We start from the raw sequence: 20,537 nt of genomic DNA on the forward strand, positions 1-20,537 counted from the left end.
ACATGACCGCACGCATGGAACAGAGGTTCGCCGACGTTGCGGCGGAAGGTCGCCCGGTGCTCGTCACCTATTTCATGGGCGGAGACCCGGATTTCGAAACGTCGCTCGCGATCATGAAGGCGCTGCCGAAGGCGGGCGCCGATGTCATCGAGCTCGGCGTGCCCTTTTCCGATCCGATGGCCGACGGTCCGGCGATCCAGCTCGCCGGCCAGCGGGCTCTCAAGGGGGGCCAGACGCTAGCCAAGACGCTGGATCTTTCACGGCGCTTCCGGGCCGAGAATCAGAGCACCCCGATCGTGCTGATGGGCTATTACAACCCGATCTATATTTACGGCGTCGAGCGCTTCCTGGCGGACGCGGTCGAGGCCGGGGTCGACGGGCTGATCGTCGTCGACCTGCCGCCGGAAATGGATGACGAACTCTGCATTCCGGCGCTCGAAAAGGGCATCAGCTTCATCCGCCTGGCGACGCCGACGACCGATGATCGCCGCTTGCCCAAGGTACTCGAGAACACCTCCGGTTTCGTATACTACGTCTCGATGACCGGCATCACCGGCGCGGCCCTGCCCGATCCGTCGCTGATCGCCGGGGCGGTTGCACGGATCAAGTCGCACACCGAACTGCCCGTCTGCGTCGGTTTTGGCGTCAAGACCGCCGACCATGCGCGGGTAATCGGAGCCTCGGCCGATGGTGTCGTGGTCGGCACGGCCATCATCAACCAAATCGCGTCGAGCCTGACGGAAGACGGCCACGCGACCGAAGCGACTGTACCGGGCGTCGAGGCGCTGGTTCGGGGCCTCTCGGCGGGCGTGCGGGCGGCAAGACTCGCGGCAGCCGAATAATCCGCCTATATTGGCGCGCAACTCGAAGGACATCTTCAGGAGTCTATAAGTGAACTGGATCACAAACTACGTTCGGCCGAAGATCAATTCGATGCTGGGCCGCAGGGAAGTTCCGGAAAACCTCTGGATCAAATGCCCTGAAACCGGCGAGATGGTGTTCCACCGCGATCTCGAAGAGAACAAGTGGGTCATCCCGCAGTCCGGCCACCATATGAAGATGCCGGCCAAGGCACGTCTGAAGGACCTGTTCGACGGCGGCATCTACGAGGCTCTGCCGCAGCCGAAGGTGGCGCAGGATCCGCTGAAGTTCCGCGATTCGAAGAAATACGTCGATCGCCTGCGCGACAGCCGAGCCAAGACCGAACTCGAGGACACGATCGTCACTGGTCTCGGCCTCGTCCAGGGCGTGAAGCTCGTCGCAGTCGTGCACGAGTTCAACTTCATCGGCGGGTCGCTCGGCCTGGCGGCGGGCGAAGCGATCGTCAAGGCCTTCGAACGGGCGATCGCGGAGAAATGCCCGCTGGTCATCTTCCCGGCTTCGGGCGGCGCCCGCATGCAGGAGGGCATCCTCTCGCTGATGCAATTGCCGCGCACCACTGTCGCCGTGAACATGCTCAAGGAAGCGGGCCTTCCCTATATTGTCGTGCTCACCAATCCGACGACCGGCGGTGTCACCGCCTCCTATGCGATGCTGGGTGACATCCACATGGCCGAGCCCGGCGCCGAAATTGGCTTTGCCGGCAAGCGGGTGATCGAGCAGACCCTGCGCGAGAAGCTCCCCGACGGCTTCCAGACCTCCGAATATCTCCTGGAGCACGGAATGGTCGACATGGTAGTCAAGCGCCACGACCTGCCGGAGACGCTGGCGCGCGTCCTGAAGATCCTGATGAAGAAGCCGGCGGAAGCCGTAAAGCGCGAAGAAGCCGCGCAGGTTTCCGCGATGCCCGTCGCGGCAAGAGCCTGAGCCGCCGCGATCCGGCTTGAAACGCGCCAGCGCTTCAAGCATGTCTAGAGGCGAGGCGGGTCAATCCGCTTCGCATCTGTTCTTATCCCGCTGCAGCGGTTTATTCTCGGGGTAATATCATGACGGCGGCTGAGGTCAGCGAAGCGGCGCAGGAGATCGAGAAGCTTCTCGCGCTCCATCCGAAGGGGTTCGACCTGTCGCTGGACAGGATCACCCGCCTGCTTGCCGCGCTAGGGAATCCTGAGCAACGCTTGCCGCCGGTCATTCATGTCGCCGGTACGAACGGCAAAGGCTCTGCCACCGCCTTTTGCCGAGCGATCCTCGAGGCGACGGGCCTCAGCGTCCACGTGCACACCTCGCCGCATCTCGTAAATTGGCACGAGCGCTATCGTCTCGGCGTCAAGGGCGGAAGGGGTGCGCTCGTCAGCGATCCGGTCCTTGCCGATGCGGTGCGCCGCGTGGCGGCGGCCAATGCCGGCCAGAGTGTGACCGTCTTCGAAATGCTGACCGCTGTCACCTTCCTGCTCTTCGCGGAGCATCCCGCCGATGTCGCGATCATCGAGGTCGGGCTTGGCGGCCGCTACGATGCGACGAATGTCATCGCCCGTGCGGCCTGCTCCGTCATCATGCCGATCTCGCTCGACCACCAAGCCTATCTCGGCGATCGGGTGGAACTGATTGCCGCCGAAAAGGCCGGCATCATGAAACGCGGCTGCCCTGTGGTGATCGGCCATCAGGAGGAAGACGGCGCGCGCGATGTGCTCGTCGAAACCGCCGAGCGGCTCGGCTGCCCGACGTCCGTCTACGGTCAGGACTTCATGGCGCATGAGGAGTTCGGCAGGCTGATCTATCAGGACGAGTGCGGACTTGCGGACCTGCCATTGCCGCGGCTTCCCGGCCGGCACCAATATGCCAATGCCGCCGCGGCTATCCGCGCGGTGAGGGCCGCCGGTTTCGACGTGCCGGAAGCGGCCATCGAGAAGGGCCTGGCAAGCGTGGAATGGCCCGGCCGGCTGCAGCGCCTCGCCGGCGGCAAGCTGTCGCATCACGGACCGGCGGGGGCCGAGATTTGGATCGATGGCGGGCATAACCCCGGTGCGGGCCAGGTCATTGCCGAAGCAATGGCGGGCTTCGAGGAACGTGAACCGCGGCCGCTGTTCCTGATCATCGGCATGATCAACACCAAGGATCCGGTGGGTTACTTCCAGGCTTTCCTCGATCTCGCCGAGCAGGTCTTCACCGTGCCGATCCATGGCTCCGATGCCGGGCTTGATCCCGTCGCTCTCGCCGCAGATGCCGCTTCGGCGGGTTTCGAGGCCAATGCGACGTCGTCGGTCGCGGAGGCGCTAAGCCTCATCGCCGAACTCACGGACGAGGATCCAGTGCCACCGCGCATCCTGATCGGCGGTTCGCTCTATCTCGTGGGTGATGTTCTCGCCGAAAACGGCACACCGCCGCGGTAAGGTGGCGACGGAGCAGCCCTGTCCTGTTGTCATCCTCGGGCTTGAGCCTGGGTTTGGGAGTCCTGCCCGAGGATGACGGAGAACCTACCGGCGAGGCTGGGACGGCAAAGCACGGTTTCGACTGACTCCCTGAAAGAAAAAAGCCCGGGCACGCCGGGCTTCTCAGTCGTGATTTCTTCCGTACAGGGCTCAGCTCAAGCGGCTGCGTTGGAAATCCAGGAGCTCAGTGCCGTCTTGGGCGCTGCACCGACCTTGATGTCGGCAACTTCGCCGGCCTTGAACACGGCGAGCGTCGGTATCGAGCGGACGCCGTACTGGGCGGCGAGTTCCGGGTTTTCGTCGATGTTGAGCTTGGCGACCTTGACCTTGCCCGCGAGTTCGGCGGCAATTTCCTCAAGGCTCGGCGCGATCATTTTGCACGGGCCGCACCATTCCGCCCAGAAGTCCACGACGACCGGCTCAGCGGAATTCAGGACTTCCTTTTGAAAGTTGGACGCATCGACTTTTACGGTAGCCATCGGCTGCTCCTTGCGTTCGGAAATGACATTGTCCAGATGTTGTGCCTCATGTGAGGCGCCGCCACCGGATATTCAATAAGGTGTATCTCACTTTGTCGCGAGCTCTTCAAGGCTCCTGTCCAGCATCGCATCGGTCAGCACCCGCACGGCGGGCCCCTCGGTGAAGATCAGAACGGAGCGGAAATACTTGCCGGAATAGAGCGGCTTCAAGAGCTCGCGATAGATCGCAAGCTGCGTTCGGTGAACCGGAGCGATCTCCTCGAGCGTCTCCGGCACCTGGCGGTTTGTCTTGAAATCGGCGATCGTCACCGTGTCACCGGAAACGGCCAGGCGGTCGATCCGCCCAGAGACCGCGAACTCGCGGCCGCCGAGCTTCAGCGTTCCCATGACGGAGACTTCCGCGCGGCTCTGTCCGGCGAAAAGTGCCGCGAGATCGGGACGGTCGAGCACATCCATGACGGCGTCGATCAGTTGGCGCCGGTCCGTATCGCGCCAGCGCGGTACGGACCGGCTGAGATAGCGCTCAGCTGCGGCGCGCCGTTCGGGGCCGTCGATCGTAGGCAGGACCTGCAGCAGCCGGTGCAGGATCGCCCCGCGCAGCATCGAGAAGTTTGGAGCGCCCCTTTCGCCAAAGAGGGCCGAACCGACGATCGTCTCTCCATCCGGATCATCGATCGCGATCGTCGTGCCGGAGGGGGTGAGCGGCCGGGGCAGCCGGCGCTGTGGCGGCAGGGGCTTCGAAAGGGCGGGCGGCAGGCCGGACGCTGCCGGTTCCGACTTCGCCGGGAGCTCGCCGGCCTCCTTCAGCGCCACGGGCGCTTGCGTCTCGCGCCACACATGTCCGGTCCACTCCTCGCTGCCCGCGCGGAAGATCGTCGGTTTGGCGCGGCCCTTTGGATCATGGGCGAGCGTTCCCTGCACCATGGCGTGCCAGGTATCGAGCGTCTGCCGCTGGCCGCGATAGCCGCAGACGATCAGGCGGTCCGCGGCACGCGTCATGCCGACATAGAGAAGGCGTCGGTATTCCTCCTCGGCCAGCCTCTTGAGGCGCTCGTTGTCGTTAGAGATCAGTGTGTTCGACGGCGAGCCCGGCGCCCGCCAGACCGGAATGCTCACCACGGCACGGTCGGCCTGCTGTCGTTCGAGAAAGCGCAGGTCCGACACCTGCTGGCGGACGAAGGCGGCGCCACCGCCGTCGACGAGGAAAACGACCGGGGCCTCGAGGCCCTTCGCCGCATGCACGGTCATGACGCGCACCTCGTCGCGCTCCTTGTCCTGCTCGCGTTTCACCGTCGGCGCCTCCACTTCGAGCGTCGAGATGAAAGCCTGCAGACCGGGCAGGCCGCTTCGTTCATGGTCGAGTGCGAAGGTCAGGAACTCGTCGAGAATGTCGCTGACCTCGCTGCCGAGTCGACCCAGAAAACCGCGCCGGCCGCCCTGGGCGCCGAGCACGCGGGCATAGAAATCGTGCGGCGGCAGAGAGCGGGCGAGACTCCCGAACTCCGCAAGCTTCTTGACTACGCCATGGAAGCGGCTTGTCTCTTCCGCTGCCAACCGTTGCAGCCGCAGCCAGAGGCTCTCGCCTTCCGCCCGGCGCGCCGCGAGCTCGAAAAGATCGTCTTCGCCAAGATTGAAGAGCGGGCTTTTAAGCAGCGCCGCAAGAGACAGATCGTCCTCCGGCAGCAACACAAAACGGCCGAGCGCCATCAGGTCCTGCACGGCGATATGGCTGGTCAGCACCAGTCGGTCGGCGCCGGCGACGGAAATGTTGCCGCGGCGCTTCAGCGCCCGGGTCAGCGCGTTGACGAAGGCATCGCGCTTGCGCACGAGCACGATGACGTCGCCTGGGCGCATCGGCCGCCGCACGCCCTTCTCGATCACCGTTTCCTTGCCGATCCAGTCCTCGAGAACCGCCGCGATCCGCAAGGCGAGAATGTTCAGCGGCGCCCGTTCCGGCGTAGCATCGAAGGGTGCGGTCCATTCCTCCTCGGACGCGGTCGGCTGGGGTGCAATCACGTCCCAGATGTCGACGGCGCCCGGATGGCCGATCCGGTTCGAGGCGTGCACGACCGCCTCGTTCCGGGCACTGAGGCCCTTGGCATTGCCCGGATTGGCAAAGACAGTGTCGACCGCGGACAGCACGTCCACCGTCGAGCGGAAGGAGAGCTGCAGACGGATCGGGCTGAAATGCCGGTTCGCGGCGCGCACGCGCCGCTCGGTAAGGACGCTTTCGCGCGAGAAGCGTTCCGGCCGCGCTCCCTGGAAGGAATAGATCGACTGCTTCTCGTCGCCGACGGCGAAGATCGTCCGGTCGTCGGCACGTGCCGTTTCGCCGGCGAAGAAATCGGCCGCGAGCGCCTGGATGATCGTCCATTGCGCCGGGCTGGTGTCCTGCGCTTCGTCGACGAGAATATGGTCGATGCCTTGGTCGAGCTTGTAATGCACCCAGGCGCCGACGTCGCTGCGGGAAAGCAGCGCCGCCGTGCGGTTGATCAGGTCCTCGAAGTCGAGCTGGCTACGCGCCTTTTTGATCTCCTCATAGTCGCGGTCGAGCCTTTCGGCGAGGATGAGGGCGGCGCGCGTCGCCTCGTACATCCGGACGATGCTCACGCGGTCGGCCAAGGCGGTGACGTGATTGCGCGCTTCCTCGATCAGCGGCGCAAGATGCGGCGCTTGTCCGAGCATCGCCTTGTTGAAGAAGGTCGAATCGGCCTTCGGCTTGCCGCCGCCGTTGAAGAAGACCTTGAGCAGGCCGGCAAAACGCTCCTCGGCACCCCCGAGCTCGCAAATCGCTTTCAGTCCCTCCGCGACCTCGACGGCCTTGACGCCGCCATGCTCAAGCGCCAGCGCGACATAGTGTTCGAGTGCCGCGCCATTGAGGCCGGCAAGCGGCCAGGCCTTGGCCATGACGCTCTTCGCCGTCTCGCCCGGCGCGATCCCGAGGGCCTTTCGCAGATGCGCTTCTGTCCCGCCCCGCTCGGAAGCGCGGTCGAGAAAGGCGCGGATCCGTGCGCGATTGGCAACGATTGCCTCGAGCAGCTTCTCGAGGCCGGTATCGTCGGCGAGGTCGAGCACGGTGGCGAAGGCCTCGGCGAGCGCCTCCTCGCCCTTCCCGGCGGTGGCCGTCAGAAGCGCGCGCCGCGCATCCGCAAGCAGGACCGCGGCGGCGCGGTCGTCGAGCACGGAAAAATGTCCCGCGACGTTTGCTTCCAGCGGGAACTGGTGCAGCAGCGCCTCGGAAAAAGCGTGGATCGTCTGAATCTTCAGTCCGCCGGGCGTCTCCAGTGCCTTGGCGAAAAGCCGTCGCGCCTCCTGGATCTTTACGAGCGCCGGGCGCCTTCCCTCGATCGCCTCGATCCGCTGTTCCAGTGTTGCGTCGTCGAGTGTCGCCCATTCGGCGAGCCGCTCGAAGATGCGGTTCGACATTTCGGAAGCCGCCGCCTTCGTATAGGTGAGGCAGAGGATCGCGGAAGGCCGGCATCCGGCAAGCAGGAGCCGTATGACGCGCTGTGTCAGGACATGCGTCTTGCCCGAACCGGCATTGGCGGAAACCCAGGCCGAGCGCGCCGGGTCCGAGGCGAGCGCCTGCTGTCCTGTCGTCCAGTCGAGCCACGCCTTGGGCGTGCCGTCCGTGGGTCCGGGAAGGCTATTCCTCATCGTCGTCCTCGCCGTCCGCCGTCGACCATTCGGCGACACGCGCCAGATGGTCGTATTCGCCGCCGTAGTCCCGCTCTTTCTGCACGATCAGCCGCGAGGCAAAGCCATGTCGTCCGCTCAACAACGCGCCGAGGAGCTTTCGCAATCCGGCAAGCGATTCTTCCGCGAGCTGGTCTGCCGTCTTTGTGTCCCTCGCCTTGCTGTTTTCGTTGTTGACCGTATCGACCGCAAAGCGGCCACCGGGTTTCAGCCGCACATAGCGCAGCGAGTGAGGCTTTGCCGGTCCCAGGGCTCTGAAGGCGCCGGCCTTGAGGGCGGCTGCTTCCAGCGCCAATTGCGGATCGAGCAGGGCCCGCGCTTCCTTGGGCGAGGGGCTGGAGCCGGTTTTGTAGTCGATGATGTCGATAGTGCCGGTTCTTAATCGGTCCAGGCGGTCGGCTATGCCCGTCAGCCTTATGTCGGCGAGGCCGATATCCATTGCCGCCGCAACCTCCGTGAAAGATCTGGCGATGCCGGGCCGGCGCTCCCGCTCCCAGGACAGAAACGCCCTTGCCACTGCCTCGAAACGCGGCCGCCAGATTGTGTCGATATGGGCGGGCAGCCTTTCCTCGTCGAAGGCTTCCTTGATCAGGCGAACCATCGCCTCTTCCCCATCGGGGGAGGCGGCATCGAACCCGCCCTTGACGAACCGCTCGACGATGCGGTGATAGAGCGAGCCGCGTTCGGCCGCGCCCGGATCGCGGTTGAACGAATCGATCGGCGTGAGCCGGAGGATGCGGCGGGCATAGACCGAATAGGGGTCGCGGCGCAGGCGCGACACTTCGCTGAAGGAATATTTGCGCGGCTGAAGGTCGGCCGGCGGCTTTGGCTGTGGCCGCTCGGCAAGCGGCTGCCGCTCGCCCTCGTCGAGCATGCGCATCCATTGCAGATAGTCGGCGCCGTTCGCCCTGAGCCGGCTCGTCAGCGCCTCGCCGCCGAGTGCCTGCAGGCGCTGCAGCCATCTGGAGGCCACCGTCGGTGCCGAGCCCTGACGCATCGCGCGGGAGAAGATCAACCGGCGGGTACCGCAGACCATCTGGAAGTCATGGGCGAGTTGGCCGATCCGCCGTTCCGGCGGTTCCAGTCCAATGCCGGACTTCATTGTCCGTGACAGGAAGGGGTCGTTCGAGGTCTGGCCCGGCCAAGTGCCCTCGTTCATGCCGCCGAGCACGACGAGATCGACGCTTTGCAGGCGGGATTCCAAAGCGCCAAAAATGAAGACGCGGGGATGGCGCATTGACCGCGGCTTGACCGCTTCGCTTGCGGCAAGCGCTTCGACGATGTCGCACCATTGCGAACCGTCCGCCTCCATCTGCCCGTCGGTCTCGATGATGCCGCCCAGTAGCGTTGCCAATGCTTCGCCGGCTTCCGATCCCCAGAGTTCACCCAGGCTGCCGCGGTCGTCGATGGCGGCGGCCTCGAGCGCTCGGCCCGTCCGTTCGCCCCAATCGGCCAATGTCAGCGTCATCGAGCGCGGGCGGCCCTCGACCGGGCGGGATGTCCACGCGCCGGTCAGCGGAGCGACGGCGCCGGCAATCCGTTGGGCGAGGTCGCGTGCCAGGGCGATTTCATCGGGGCCGATTCCCACTCGCCAGGGCGGCGGATGACGGTCGTCGGCATGTTGTGCAAGCGCCTTGTCGAGCACTTCTTCGAGTGCCGAAACGTCGGCGACTGCGGTGCTGCCGCGCAGCGCCGTGACTTCCAGAGCGTCGGCGGCGCGTCGCGCCTCCTCCGCGGCGTAGCCGAAACGCGCCAGCGGGTGCTTGAGAAGGGCGACGAGCGGCACAGGATCGTCCGGCCTGAGCGTCGCCTCTATCAGCAGGCGGGTAAGCGTGCCCGCCGGCGCCGCCGAAAGCGGGATGCCGGCGGAATCGTCGGCTTCGATGCCGAAACGGGCAAGCTCCGCCCCCACACGGCGCGCCAACCCGCGATCCGGCGTGATGAGCGCCGCCTGGCTGTCGTCGTCGCCTTCAAGCGCGAGCCTGAGCGCAATGGCGATTGCCGTTGCCTCCTCGCGCTCGTTCGCGGCCTCGATCAGCGCCACGTCGGCAAAGGCCGCAAGAAGCCTCTCGCGGTCAAACTCTTCGCGCGTCTGCGTCCAGCTGTCGGTGGCCTTCGCCGGCAGCAGCGCCCGTGAGAGAACGGCATTGCGATCCTTGAGATCGCGAGCGACGGTCCCGAGCACCGGCACCTCGCGGCGCTCTACCGCCATGCGCTGCAAAAGGCGCTGAAGGCCGTATTGCGGATGGGTGCGGCTGCCCGGATCGTTCGGGATCGAGCGGTCTGCGGCGATAAACCCCCATTCCTCATCGCTCATCTCCTGGTCGAGACCGGGAAGCACGATGGTGCCGTTCGGCAGCGCCTTGACGGCTGCGATCAGGGCGGCGGTCGCGGGAATGGAGCCGGTCGAGCCGGCGATGATGATCGGCCCACTCACCATTCCGGCAGCAATGCGCTGCGTTTCGGCCTTGAGCACGGCATTTCGGTGGCGCGCCGGCGACGAATGCTTGAGCTCCGCAAGCCGGTCCGGCCAGTAGCTTCGCGCGATCTTCAGAAAGGCGAGCGTCAATTGCCACCAGAGCGCATGTTCTCCGGCGTCGAGCCCGTCCAGCGCCTCCCAGTCGAGCTCCTCCGTCTCGATCGAATCGATCAGTTCGGCAAGGTTGCGCGCAAGCCAGATGGCGTCGGCAGGGCTTGCGGGCGCGATCAGCGGGCTTTCTGCATGGATGTCCAGCACCACTTGCGGCAGTCGGTTGCGCCACGCAAGGATCAGCCGCCCGAGTTCGATCAGCCGCGATGTGCCGGAGAGCGGCGGCGCAAGATCGAGGATCGCCGGCACCTCCGCGTCGAAGAAGCCGCTGTCGTCGTCCGTTTCGCCGAGAGCGCGGATCATCGGCAGGATTGCAGAGCGGCCGCCGAGCAGGTCCACGAGTTCCGAGCGCAGCACGCGCGCCGCGCGCCGGGTGGGGAGAAAGATCGTTACGCCGGCAAGGCCAAGCGGATTCGCCGGATCATATTCGAAATCCGGCGCCAGCTTACCGCTCAGGAGCGTTTCCGCCAGCGTTTTCAGAAAGGGCAGTCCGGGGGGGATCGTGTAGACGTTTGGTTCGCGCCCGGACACCCTATCCTCCTGGCTCGAAGCGCCGGACGATCGCCTCGGCGTCCGCGATCGCTTCGGGCGTGCCGACGGTCATCCATTGACCGTCGAGCATCAGACCGAAGAGACGTTCCTTTGCGATCGCCCGGTCGAAATAGATGTTCAGGTTGAAGGCCTCTTCGGGTGCGTCGGCGAGAAGCCGCGAATCCATAGCGATCGCGCCGGCATAGACGACGGGTCGTTCCATGCCCTCGTCGTAACGTCTGAGCCTGCCATCCGTGGCCAGCGAAAAATCCTTCTTGCCGTTGTGGCCGGTCGTATCCTCGATCCGCACGCAGAGCAGCGCCATGTCCATGTGCTCCGGGTCGTAAAATTCGGCGAGCCGCCGCAGGTTGCCGGGGCCTCCCGCCTTTTCGCCGATCCAGAAGAGATCGGCATTCATGACGAGGACCGGTCCATCGTCGAGCAGTTTCAGCCCCTTGGCGAGCCCACCGCCAGAATTCATCAGCGCATCGCGCTCGTCGGAAATCAGGATGCGCGGTAAAGCGCGGCGGCTGAGATGCGCTTCCATCTGGTCGGCGAAGTGATGCACGTTCACCGCGGCCGTCGTCACGCCGGCGGCGGCGAGCAGGTCCAGCACGTAATCGATCATCGCTTTGCCCGCGATCGGAACGAGCGGCTTCGGCAGCGTGTTTGTGATCGGCCTGAGGCGGGTGCCCAGTCCGGCCGCAAGCACCATGGCATTGGTGATGGGCATCGTGTCCTAGTTGGCTGATTCGGGTGCCAGGATTCCAGCCTTAATGCACCATTCGCGCAAGGGAGTCAGCACCTCATGTCCGAGCGCCTGCTGCAGATAGGAGAAGGTGCGCGGCATGTGTTGCATGTATGCAGGCTTGCCGTCGCGCTGCATCAGCCGCACCCAGATCCCCGCAAGCTTGCAATTGCGTTGCGCCGCCATCAAGTGCCAGTCGCGAAGGAAAGCCGTTTCGTCGAAGAGCCCGAGAGCCTTGCGCTCGCATTTATAGCCGGCCATGAGGCGCGCGGCGAGATCGGGATCAATCGTCACGCGGGCATCCTGGACGAGCGAGGCGACATCATAGGCCGTCGGCCCGATCATCGCGTCCTGGAAATCGATCAGGCCGATGCGGTCAAGCCCGGCGAGATCCCGCCTCCAGAGGATGTTTGGCGAGTGGAAATCGCGCAGCAGCAGGTTCTTCTCGGCGGAACCAAGAATGTCGATAAGCCGGTCCCAGATGGCGAAATACTCACGCCGCTCCGCCTCAGATGCGGGCGCGCCGCGCTTCCACGGCAGGTACCAGTCGATCAGCAGGCTCGTCTCGATCTTGATCGCCGTGCGGTCGAAATCGGGGATCTGGTGGACAATGCCTTCGGCGATCGCTACTTCGCGCGCGGTCGGCTGCGCGTGAAGATGGGCGAGCAATCGGACGCCCTCGAGATAGCGCTCGGCGATCGGCCGGCCCTCGGCGTCAACAATGCCCTCCGAACCCAGGTCCTCGATCAGGAGCAGGCCCTGGTCCAGATCCCGCGCATAAATCGCCGGGGCAGTGCAGCCGCGCCGACGCAGGAGCTCGGAAAGGGCAACGAACGGTACCACGTCCTCGGCGATATGGGCGAGCTGCTGGTAATATTTGCCGTCCTTGAGAATGGGGCCGGGCCTGTGCCTTGGCGCGTCCATCAGGATCTTCGTCGGCGCATTCTGCGCATGTATGTGTTCATAGGCCCGCACCGAAGCATCGCCGCTCAGGTGCCGCCGTCGCGCGTGCGGATGTCCGGCATCCGCCAGGAAGGCGCGGATTGCGAGGGAGCGCATGATCCGCTCGAAGACCGCCTCATCAGGCGCCGAGATCTGCACGCGGCGTCCTTCGCCCTCGTGCGTGAAGGTCAGGGTCATGCGGTCGGCCGGAAGCGCTCCCTCCGCCTTTTCCGGCCATTCGATGAGGCAGATACTCACCGAGAGGGCTTCGTCGAATCCGATCTCGTCCAGTTCGGATGCATCGCCCAGTCGGTAGAGATCGAAATGGGCGACGGGAATGCGGAGCTCGTAGCTCTGGACCAACGTGAAGGTCGGACTCGGCACCTCAAGCGTCGCGTCGTCCGCCATCGCCCTCAGGAAGGCACGCGCGAAGGTCGATTTGCCCGCGCCGAGATCGCCGGAGAGGCCGACGCAGTCGCCGGCCTTCAGCGCCAGTGCCAGGTCCTCGGCAAGCTCGATGGTGGCCGCTTCGTCCTTCAGCAGGCGGTCGACGGATCTCATCTATTCCGCCGCGATGATCTTCGGCATGTCCGCAGAGGGGATGCGGCAGCTGACCTCCGTGCCTTCACCCTCCTTGCTGCGGATGGAGACGGTGCCGTGATGCAGGCTGACGAAGCTTTCGACGATCGAGAGCCCGAGGCCCGCACCGCCGCGCTGGCCGTGGCTCTCGAAGCGGTTGAACACGGTGTTCAGCACGTCCTGCGGAATGCCGGGTCCGATATCGGTGACCGAGAACACGAAGTCGCTGCCGTCGCGCCCGCATGTGAGGCCGATGGCGCTGCCGTCGGGCGAGAAATTGGCGGCATTGGTCAGGAGCTTGATGAAAACCTGCTTCAACCGCTGCTGGTCGGCGACGATGCGGCCGAGATTGTCCGGCGCGTCGATCCGGAGCGTCACGCCGCTTTCGACCAGGCGCTCGGCCATCTGTTGGGCCACGTCGTCGAGCAGGTCGAGAAGCTTGACCTCGGTCAAGTCCAGTTGGACGATGCCGGCGTCGACGGTCGCCAGGTCGAGGATGTCGTTGACGATCGTCAAGAGCAGCGACGAGGACGTGGCGATGTGATCGACATATTCCGCCTGGCGTGCGTTGAGCTCGCCGAAGGCCGGCGTTTTCAGGAGATCGGCGAAGCCGATGATGTTCGTCAGCGGTGAACGCAGTTCGTAGGAGACGTGGTGGACGAAATCGTTCTTCAGCGCATCGGCCTTACGCAGCGCCTCGTTCTTCTCCGTAAGGGCGCGCTCGACCCGTACGCTGTCGGTGATGTTGACGAAGGTCAGCATCGTCTGGGCGTTGGGAAGCGGGATCACCGCATAGTCGAGAATGAGACCGGTGCGCAGTTCCAGTATGCCGCGGCTCGAAGGCCGCTCGTCGTCGAAGCTGGTGATGATGTGGGCGAAGCGCTTCCAGCCGTCCGGCTGGTCATACGAGGGCAGGCATGCCTGCTCGACCGCGCGGATATGGGTGCCGGGCTTGGCCTCCGCCTCGCTGATGCCCCAAAGCGCCCGGAAGGCCGGATTGGAGAGCCGGATGCGGCCATCCGGCCCGAACACGGCCACGCCTTCGGCGAGGTGGTCGATCGTCTCGCCCTGGACCTGCACCAGGGTGTTGTAGCGGGTTTCGAGATCGACCTTTTCCGTGAGATTCTCGAAGACCCAGGTCGCGCCGCCCTGCGGCCGTGCCGTGGCGAAGACGCGCAAGGTCTGGCCGTTCGGCAGGTGCCAGAGGTCGCTCTGAGTATCGAGCGCCTGGTAAACCGAAAGGGCATTGGCCTTCCATTGCTTCCAGTTCAGCTGTTCCGGCAGCTTTGCGCCGGCCCTCAGCCGGTCGAGCAGCTCGCCATTGTCCGGCTTGCGCTCGAGGAAGCCCATGTCGAGATCCCAGAGGCGCTGGAAGGCCTGGTTGTAGAATTGCAGGCGCTGATTGCCGTCGAAGATCGCGACGGGCGTCGCCAGATGGTCGAGGGTCTCGGCGTGGCTCTTCAGCGTGCGCGCGAGCTCCTCGCGCACGGCCTCGATGCCGGAAATGTCGATCGCCATGCCCGCCGAGCCCGCGGGGCCGCGGGCATCGACCACGTCGAAGAAGGTGCGGTTGCCGCGCACGACGGTCGAGACCTTGTCGCGGAATGGCGTGTCGAAAGTGGAGACGGCCCGGATCTTTTCGCGCGCTGTGGTCGCCAGCAGTTCACGGCCTTCCGCCGCGGCTGCGGCGGGGTTGCGCGCCTCGACAGCCTCGGCATAGGCCTCGTTCACCCATTCGAGCTTACCGTCGGGGCTGCGCTGCCAGACGGGAAGATCGATCGCGTCAAGCAGGGTGCGGAAGGTGGAAAGCGAAGTATGCAGCCGGTCGCGTTCGAGCTTCAGCTCGGCAAGTTCGGCTCTCAGATTGTTGAGCGCGATGAAGCGCACGAAGGCCCGTCCGCCGGAAACGCGGCCCTGCGCTTCGAGGACCTCGTTGCGTTGCGTCTCGAGCACGAGATCGAAGCTTTGCGCATGCGCCCTCAGCATCTCTATCGCCCTTTCGAGCTGGCTTGCCGATTGCGGCTTGATCCAGCGTCCGAAGGCAAGGAAGTCCCGGTCGCCCTGGGGTGCGCCCGTTTCGACGGGAAGCTGGCCAAGGAACTCCGGACGCTCGGCAAGCCCGTCCCAGATGACGATGCGCCGGCTCTTGTCGGCAATCAGCGCCTGGAAACGGGAAATCCGCTGGTTGGCGTCGGAGAGATCCGATCGCAACTGGCGGTTCTCCGCTTCGATATTGCCGCGCTGCCGGATGAGCCAGATTGCCGAAATCATCGCAGCGGAGATGACGCCGATCAGCACGGAGAAGGTGACGACCTCGGAGGAGCCAAAGATTGTTCTGGCCACCGGCGCCGACACTTCAGCCGCAGCGTCGCCGGCTGCGAATAGCGCCGTGCAGGCGAGCAGCCGCCGCACCAGCCGCGGAGCCCCCTGCCACGCGCCTGAGACCAAGGATTGTTGCCTGATCATCGCGCCGCCGTCCCCGGACCGCCCGACGCAGACGTTGTTTTAAAAAGGGTTCGCGTCCGTTCCGATTGCATCCCCGGTCTGTCTCCGTCTTTTTGCCGCGTGTCCGACAAGACATCCCCACGCGCAACGCCGACGGCGGAGCGAGGAGGAGTGCAACGCGATCGTCAGGACCGCCCTCACTTCTCGCGAACAAAAAGCCGCACCAGCGTCACGAATCAATGAGTTAACCATACTTCTTTGACGATTCGCCGGAAAGTGTGCCGCCCAAAAAAGCGGCCGCGACCTCTTGTCAAGATCGCGGCCACAAGATGTTGTGGATTGCCCGGGTAACGATTAGTACCGGTAGTGTTCCGCCTTGAATGGACCCTGGGTCTTCACGCCGATATAGGCGGCCTGCTCCTCGGAGAGCTCCGTGAGCTTGGCGCCGAGCTTGGCGAGATGCAGGCGGGCGACCTTCTCGTCCAGCTGCTTCGGCAGCACATAGACCTCGTTCTTGTAGTTCCCGCCCTTGGTGAAGAGCTCGATCTGCGCCAGCACCTGATTGGAGAAGGAGGCCGACATCACGAAGGATGGATGTCCGGTCGCGTTGCCGAGGTTAAGCAGACGGCCTTCCGAGAGCAGGATAAGTCGGTTGCCCTTCGGGAACTCGATCATGTCGACCTGTGGCTTGATGTTCGTCCACTTCAGGTTCCGGAGTGCGGAAACCTGGATCTCGTTGTCGAAGTGGCCGATATTGCCGACGATCGCCATGTCCTTCATTTCGCGCATGTGCTCGATGCGGATAACGTCCTTGTTGCCGGTCGTAGTGATGAAGATGTCGGCAGTGGAGACGACGTCTTCGAGCTGCACCACTTCGTAGCCGTCCATGGCGGCCTGCAGTGCGCAGATCGGGTCGACTTCGGTCACCTTGACGCGCGCGCCGGCGCCCTTGAGCGAGGCGGCCGAGCCCTTGCCGACATCGCCATAGCCGCAAACGACGGCGACCTTGCCGGCCATCATCACGTCGGTGCCGCGGCGGATGCCGTCGACCAGCGACTCCTTGCAGCCATACTTGTTATCGAACTTCGACTTCGTGACGCTATCGTTTACGTTGATCGCCGGGAAGGGCAGCAGGCCCTTCGCCTGGAGCTGATAGAGGCGGTTGACGCCGGTGGTCGTCTCTTCCGTCACGCCCTTGATGGCATCGCGCTGCTTGGTGAACCAGCCTGGCGTTGCGGCAAGCCGCTTCTTGATCTGGGCGAAGAGGATTTCCTCCTCTTCCGAGCCGGGGTTCGACAGCACGTCCTCGCCCGCCTCGGCGCGCGCGCCGAGCAGAATGTACATGGTCGCGTCGCCGCCATCGTCGAGGATCATGTTGGAGAAGCCGCCATCGGCCCACTGGAAGATCTTGTCCGTGTAGGACCAATACTCTTCGAGCGTTTCGCCCTTCACGGCGAAGACTGGAATGCCGCCCGCGGCGATCGCGGCGGCGGCGTGGTCCTGGGTCGAGAAGATGTTGCAGGAGGCCCAGCGCACTTCCGCGCCGAGCGCGACCAGCGTCTCGATCAGCACGGCGGTCTGGATCGTCATGTGCAGAGAGCCGGTGATGCGGGCGCCTTGGAGCGGCTGCGACGGACCGAACTCCTCGCGGCAGGCCATCAGGCCCGGCATTTCCGTTTCGGCGATCGCAATTTCCTTGCGGCCGAAATCGGCAAGCCCGATGTCGGCGACGATATAGTCGTGAGTGGCGGTCATGGAGTTCTCCAGGCTGATCTTTTCGGCCGCACCGTTCGGACAGGCCGTTTGGCGGCGTGACATTGCGTTCCCCGCATTTCAGACGGGGAGCGAGCGTTTGGTCTATCAGGAATCGCCTGGCAGAGCAATGGTCATATAAAGAGGTCTTTATATGTTTATATCGGCGCCGCGGCTGGGCTGCGCTCAAGGAAAAAATTTACATTTCTTCGCCGAACTTGTCGCGCACCAGCGCATCGAGGGCATTCAGCGCCTCCTGCGCCTGGGAACCGCTGGCGCTGACGAAGACGCTGCAGCCGGTGCTCGCCGCCAGCATCATCAGTCCCATGATCGACGTTCCGCCGACGGTCATGCCGTCCTTGGAGACGGTGATCTCCGCATCATAGGCTTCGACCGTCTGGACGAACTTCGCCGAGGCGCGCGCGTGCAGGCCGCGCTTGTTGATGATGAGCAACTCACGCGTCAGCGCGGTATCGGGGAGGTGGTCCATCATTTTCCACTCAGCACGCGGCTGGCGACATTGATGTATTTTCGTCCTGCTTCCGAGGCTTCGACAAGGGCCTTGTCCATGTCGCTTTCGCCGCGCACGCCGGCGAGCTTGATCAGCATCGGCAGGTTGACGCCGGCAATCACCTCGACGCTGCCGCTGCTCATCACCGAAATGGCGAGATTGGAGGGCGTGCCGCCGAACATATCCGTCAGGATGATGACGCCGTCGCCCTCATTGGCGCCGTCAACGGCGTTGATGATGTCCTGACGCCGCTGGTCCATGTCGTCCTCGGGGCCGATGCACACCGTCTCGATTGCTCTTTGCGGACCGACGACATGTTCCAAAGCATGCCGAAACTCATCCGCCAGCTTGCCATGGGTGACAAGCACAAGTCCGATCATGGGTATCTATGCTCCAACTGCATCCGCAACTCGTCGATGGGTGAGATATCGCAATGCAGCAATTTCGTCCACCTGTTGGGGCGGCCATCTTGGCAAGGAAAAGGCGAAGTGCAAGCCTAAAATGCCGAAAAAGCAGCTGTTTTGCTGTCGTGTAGGGCTAAAGGCCTAATTTTTCGGGCAGTATCGCGAGGAGCGCGTCGAGCGGGGAGAGCGCGCCTTCAACGGGAAGACGTATCATTGGCAGGCCATCCCCAACTTGTAGCTGCAACCGCTCCTGCTCCGGCGGCAGGCGGGGCTCGTATGGTGCCTTTACCGGCAGGATCGCCCAGTCGAGAATGCAGGCCGGGACGATGTCTACGGCGGCGATGCCGGCGCCGCGAATTTCGATCAGGCCGCGAATGGCTGGCGGGCAGCGCGCTACGATCTGGCCGTTCTCCAGCGCCAGGTCCACCCGATCGTCTGCAACAAGGGCCGCGAAGCGGCCGCGGCGCCGCGCCTGTGAAATCAGGGAGAGCGCCAGCGCCGACTTGCCCGAGCCGGAAGCGCCGGTCACGAGAAAGCCGCTCGTACCAAGCACGATCGCCGTCGCGTGGATGTTGCAGCTGGTCGTCATGCGTTCTGCTCGGCCGGTAGCGACAGGATGAAGCGGGCGCCGGCCACCAGGCCGCCCTTGCCGGCGATGTTCTCGGCCTTCAGCGTGCCCCCATGCGCCTCGGCGATCTGGCGTGAGATCGACAGGCCCAGGCCGGAGTTCTGGCCGAAGTCCTCGCCTTCCGGCCGGTCGGTGTAGAACCGCTCGAAGATCCGGTCTATATCCTCTGCCTGTATGCCGGGTCCGTTGTCCTCGATGGTGACGATGCAGCGCGATCTAGACCGGCTCAACCGCACGATGATGCGGCCGCTTGGCTCTGGAACGAAGGAGCGCGCATTCTCGATGAGATTGGTGACGATCTGGCCGATACGCAACTCGTAGCCGCTGACGAAGAAATTCGCCTTCGGATTGTCCTTGCGGTCGATGACGAAATCGAGCAGCACGGGCTTCTTGCTGCCGCGGACCTGCCGCGAGATATCGACGAGGTCGCCGAGGAGCTTTTCGAGGTCGATCTTCTTCGCATCGCTGCGGGCGAGCTCGGCGTCGAGCCGCGAGGCATCCGAAATATCGCTGATCAGGCGGTCGAGGCGCCTGACATCGTGCTGGATGATATCGAGCAGCCGCTTCTTGGAGTCCTCCGTGCGTGCGAGCGGCAGGGTCTCCACCGCACTGCGCAGCGAGGTCAGCGGATTTTTCAGCTCATGGCTGACGTCGGCAGCGAAATTTTCGATCGCGGCGATGCGGTCGTAGAGTGCCGTCGTCATTTCCCGGAGCGCGATCGAGAGATTGCCGATCTCGTCCTGGCGGGAGGAGAAGTCGGGGATTTCCTCGCGTTCCTTGGCGCCGCGGCGCACGCGGATGGCGGCCGCCGCGAGTCGCCTCAGCGGATTGGCGATGGTCGAGGAGAGGAGCAGCGACAGAATGACGTTGACGAGTGCGGCGACGCCGAAGACGCGGATGATCGCCAGGCGCTCGGCATGGACGATCTTGTCGATGTCGCCGGCCTGGGTGGAGAGCAGCAGCACGCCGAGCACCGCGCGGAAGCGCTGCACCGGCACCGCCACGGACACGATCAGTTCGCCCTTTTCGTTGACGCGCACGACCGCGCCGCGCACGCCGGTCAGCGCGTTCATTACCTCCGGATAGACGGAGCCGTTGCCGCCCGGCGGCTCCTTGTAGAGCGGCAGGTCGCTCGGCTGTAAGAGCCGGTTGAACCAGGTGCCGATCGCCTCCATGATGCTGGGCGTTTCCGGATCGACCGGCGGCAGGTCGAAGCGAAGCACCTGACCGCCGCTATAGAGATGGCGCGAGTCGAGCAGCAGATCGGCGTCGGCGTCGAAGAGGCGGGCGCGCGTGCGCGTCGGTGAGATGAGCCTGCGGAGAACCGGCGCGACCCGCTCCTGGATGATCGGGAATTCGAGGTCTTCGTCGCTCGGCAGCGGCGTGATGCTTTCGCCGGCCTGCAACTCCAGCAGCTTTTCCGGATCGATGGTGATCGAGTTCGTGTCGACCGATGCCGAGGCCGAAATCGCGCCGGCGATGATCTCGCCCTGCGTCAGCAGGCTCTCCACGCGGGCGTCGATGAGGCCCTCGCGGAACTGGTTGAGATACATGATCCCGCCGACGAGCACGATCAGCGCGACGAGGTTGAAGAAGACAATCCGCCGCGTCAGGCTCGAAAAGACGGCGTTGCCGAACAGGCGGCGGATCAGCGTGAACGGATGCGCCCACCGGCGCTGGCCGCGCAGCGCGGAGGTTCTCCCGTCCAAATCGTCGATTTCGCCACGCAAGACTTCCACCAAGTCTACTGCTCCCGCGACGAAGAAACCGTCGCTTTCCTTCCTGTGCACCCCCGGGTTGGCGGGCCGCCCGGTCGCCTCACCTCAAGGGCACGGTTGCTGCTTTCCCGGTCCGATTCCAAGGACATGGCAGCGGTCCAAGCCTGCAGCGAGCTTCGCTTGAGACGCAGCGGGCCGGCGGGAGT

General features: G+C 64.5%; 14 protein-coding genes. 3 read left to right on the forward strand and 11 right to left on the reverse strand.

Features of this window, described 5'->3' with window-relative positions; translation table 11 throughout:
- Positions 1-2 precede the first annotated feature (2 nt).
- From trpA to SJ05684_RS16285, 3 genes are all read left to right on the forward strand, one after another.
- Positions 3-842: a tryptophan synthase subunit alpha gene (trpA, locus tag SJ05684_RS16275; RefSeq protein WP_034852596.1), complete on the forward strand. Its 840-nt coding sequence runs from the start codon at positions 3-5 to the stop codon at positions 840-842.
- 49 nt (positions 843-891) lie between these two features.
- The gene (accD, locus tag SJ05684_RS16280; protein ID WP_034852595.1) at positions 892-1,806 is read left to right on the forward strand and encodes an acetyl-CoA carboxylase, carboxyltransferase subunit beta; all 915 of its coding nucleotides are present in this window, start codon (positions 892-894) and stop codon (positions 1,804-1,806) included.
- A gap of 119 nt (positions 1,807-1,925) precedes the next feature.
- Positions 1,926-3,269, forward strand: coding sequence for a bifunctional folylpolyglutamate synthase/dihydrofolate synthase (locus SJ05684_RS16285; protein ID WP_034852594.1), 1,344 nt, complete (start codon positions 1,926-1,928; stop codon positions 3,267-3,269).
- Positions 3,270-3,463: 194 nt separating this feature from the next.
- On the opposite strand, the gene trxA is transcribed toward SJ05684_RS16285, so the two are convergent.
- From trxA to SJ05684_RS16340, 11 genes are all read right to left on the reverse strand, one after another.
- The gene (trxA, locus tag SJ05684_RS16290; protein WP_034852593.1) at positions 3,464-3,787 is read right to left on the reverse strand and encodes a thioredoxin; all 324 of its coding nucleotides are present in this window, start codon (positions 3,785-3,787) and stop codon (positions 3,464-3,466) included.
- 87 nt (positions 3,788-3,874) lie between these two features.
- Positions 3,875-7,444, reverse strand: coding sequence for a double-strand break repair helicase AddA (gene addA, locus SJ05684_RS16295; protein ID WP_034852592.1), 3,570 nt, complete (start codon positions 7,442-7,444; stop codon positions 3,875-3,877).
- Entirely contained in the window at positions 7,434-10,604 is a 3,171-nt protein-coding gene (gene addB / locus SJ05684_RS16300) for a double-strand break repair protein AddB (RefSeq protein WP_095694290.1), read from the reverse strand. The genes addA and addB overlap by 11 nt, the downstream gene beginning before the upstream one ends.
- Position 10,605: 1 nt before the next feature.
- Positions 10,606-11,337, reverse strand: a complete 732-nt coding sequence (locus tag SJ05684_RS16305) for a nucleotidyltransferase family protein (protein WP_034852575.1) — start codon at positions 11,335-11,337, stop codon at positions 10,606-10,608.
- 6 nt (positions 11,338-11,343) lie between these two features.
- Positions 11,344-12,855, reverse strand: coding sequence for a tRNA (adenosine(37)-N6)-threonylcarbamoyltransferase complex ATPase subunit type 1 TsaE (tsaE, locus tag SJ05684_RS16310; RefSeq protein WP_034852573.1), 1,512 nt, complete (start codon positions 12,853-12,855; stop codon positions 11,344-11,346).
- On the reverse strand, positions 12,856-15,339 hold the full coding sequence (locus SJ05684_RS16315; protein ID WP_034852571.1) for a PAS domain-containing sensor histidine kinase: 2,484 nt from the start codon (positions 15,337-15,339) through the stop codon (positions 12,856-12,858).
- 333 nt (positions 15,340-15,672) lie between these two features.
- Entirely contained in the window at positions 15,673-17,073 is a 1,401-nt protein-coding gene (ahcY, locus tag SJ05684_RS16320) for an adenosylhomocysteinase (RefSeq protein ID WP_034852586.1), read from the reverse strand.
- Between the two features lie 196 nt (positions 17,074-17,269).
- On the reverse strand, positions 17,270-17,563 hold the full coding sequence (locus tag SJ05684_RS16325) for an HPr family phosphocarrier protein (protein ID WP_034852569.1): 294 nt from the start codon (positions 17,561-17,563) through the stop codon (positions 17,270-17,272).
- On the reverse strand, positions 17,560-17,961 hold the full coding sequence (locus SJ05684_RS16330; RefSeq protein ID WP_034852567.1) for a PTS sugar transporter subunit IIA: 402 nt from the start codon (positions 17,959-17,961) through the stop codon (positions 17,560-17,562). Before SJ05684_RS16330 ends, SJ05684_RS16325 begins: the two co-directional genes overlap by 4 nt.
- A gap of 157 nt (positions 17,962-18,118) precedes the next feature.
- Entirely contained in the window at positions 18,119-18,574 is a 456-nt protein-coding gene (locus tag SJ05684_RS16335; RefSeq protein WP_034852565.1) for an HPr kinase/phosphorylase, read from the reverse strand.
- A complete protein-coding gene (locus SJ05684_RS16340; RefSeq protein WP_244426598.1) occupies positions 18,571-20,301 on the reverse strand; it encodes a sensor histidine kinase in 1,731 nt (576 codons plus the stop codon). The genes SJ05684_RS16335 and SJ05684_RS16340 overlap by 4 nt, the downstream gene beginning before the upstream one ends.
- Positions 20,302-20,537 lie beyond the last annotated feature (236 nt).

The organism is Sinorhizobium sojae CCBAU 05684 (assembly GCF_002288525.1).
Lineage (GTDB): Bacteria > Pseudomonadota > Alphaproteobacteria > Rhizobiales > Rhizobiaceae > Sinorhizobium > Sinorhizobium sojae.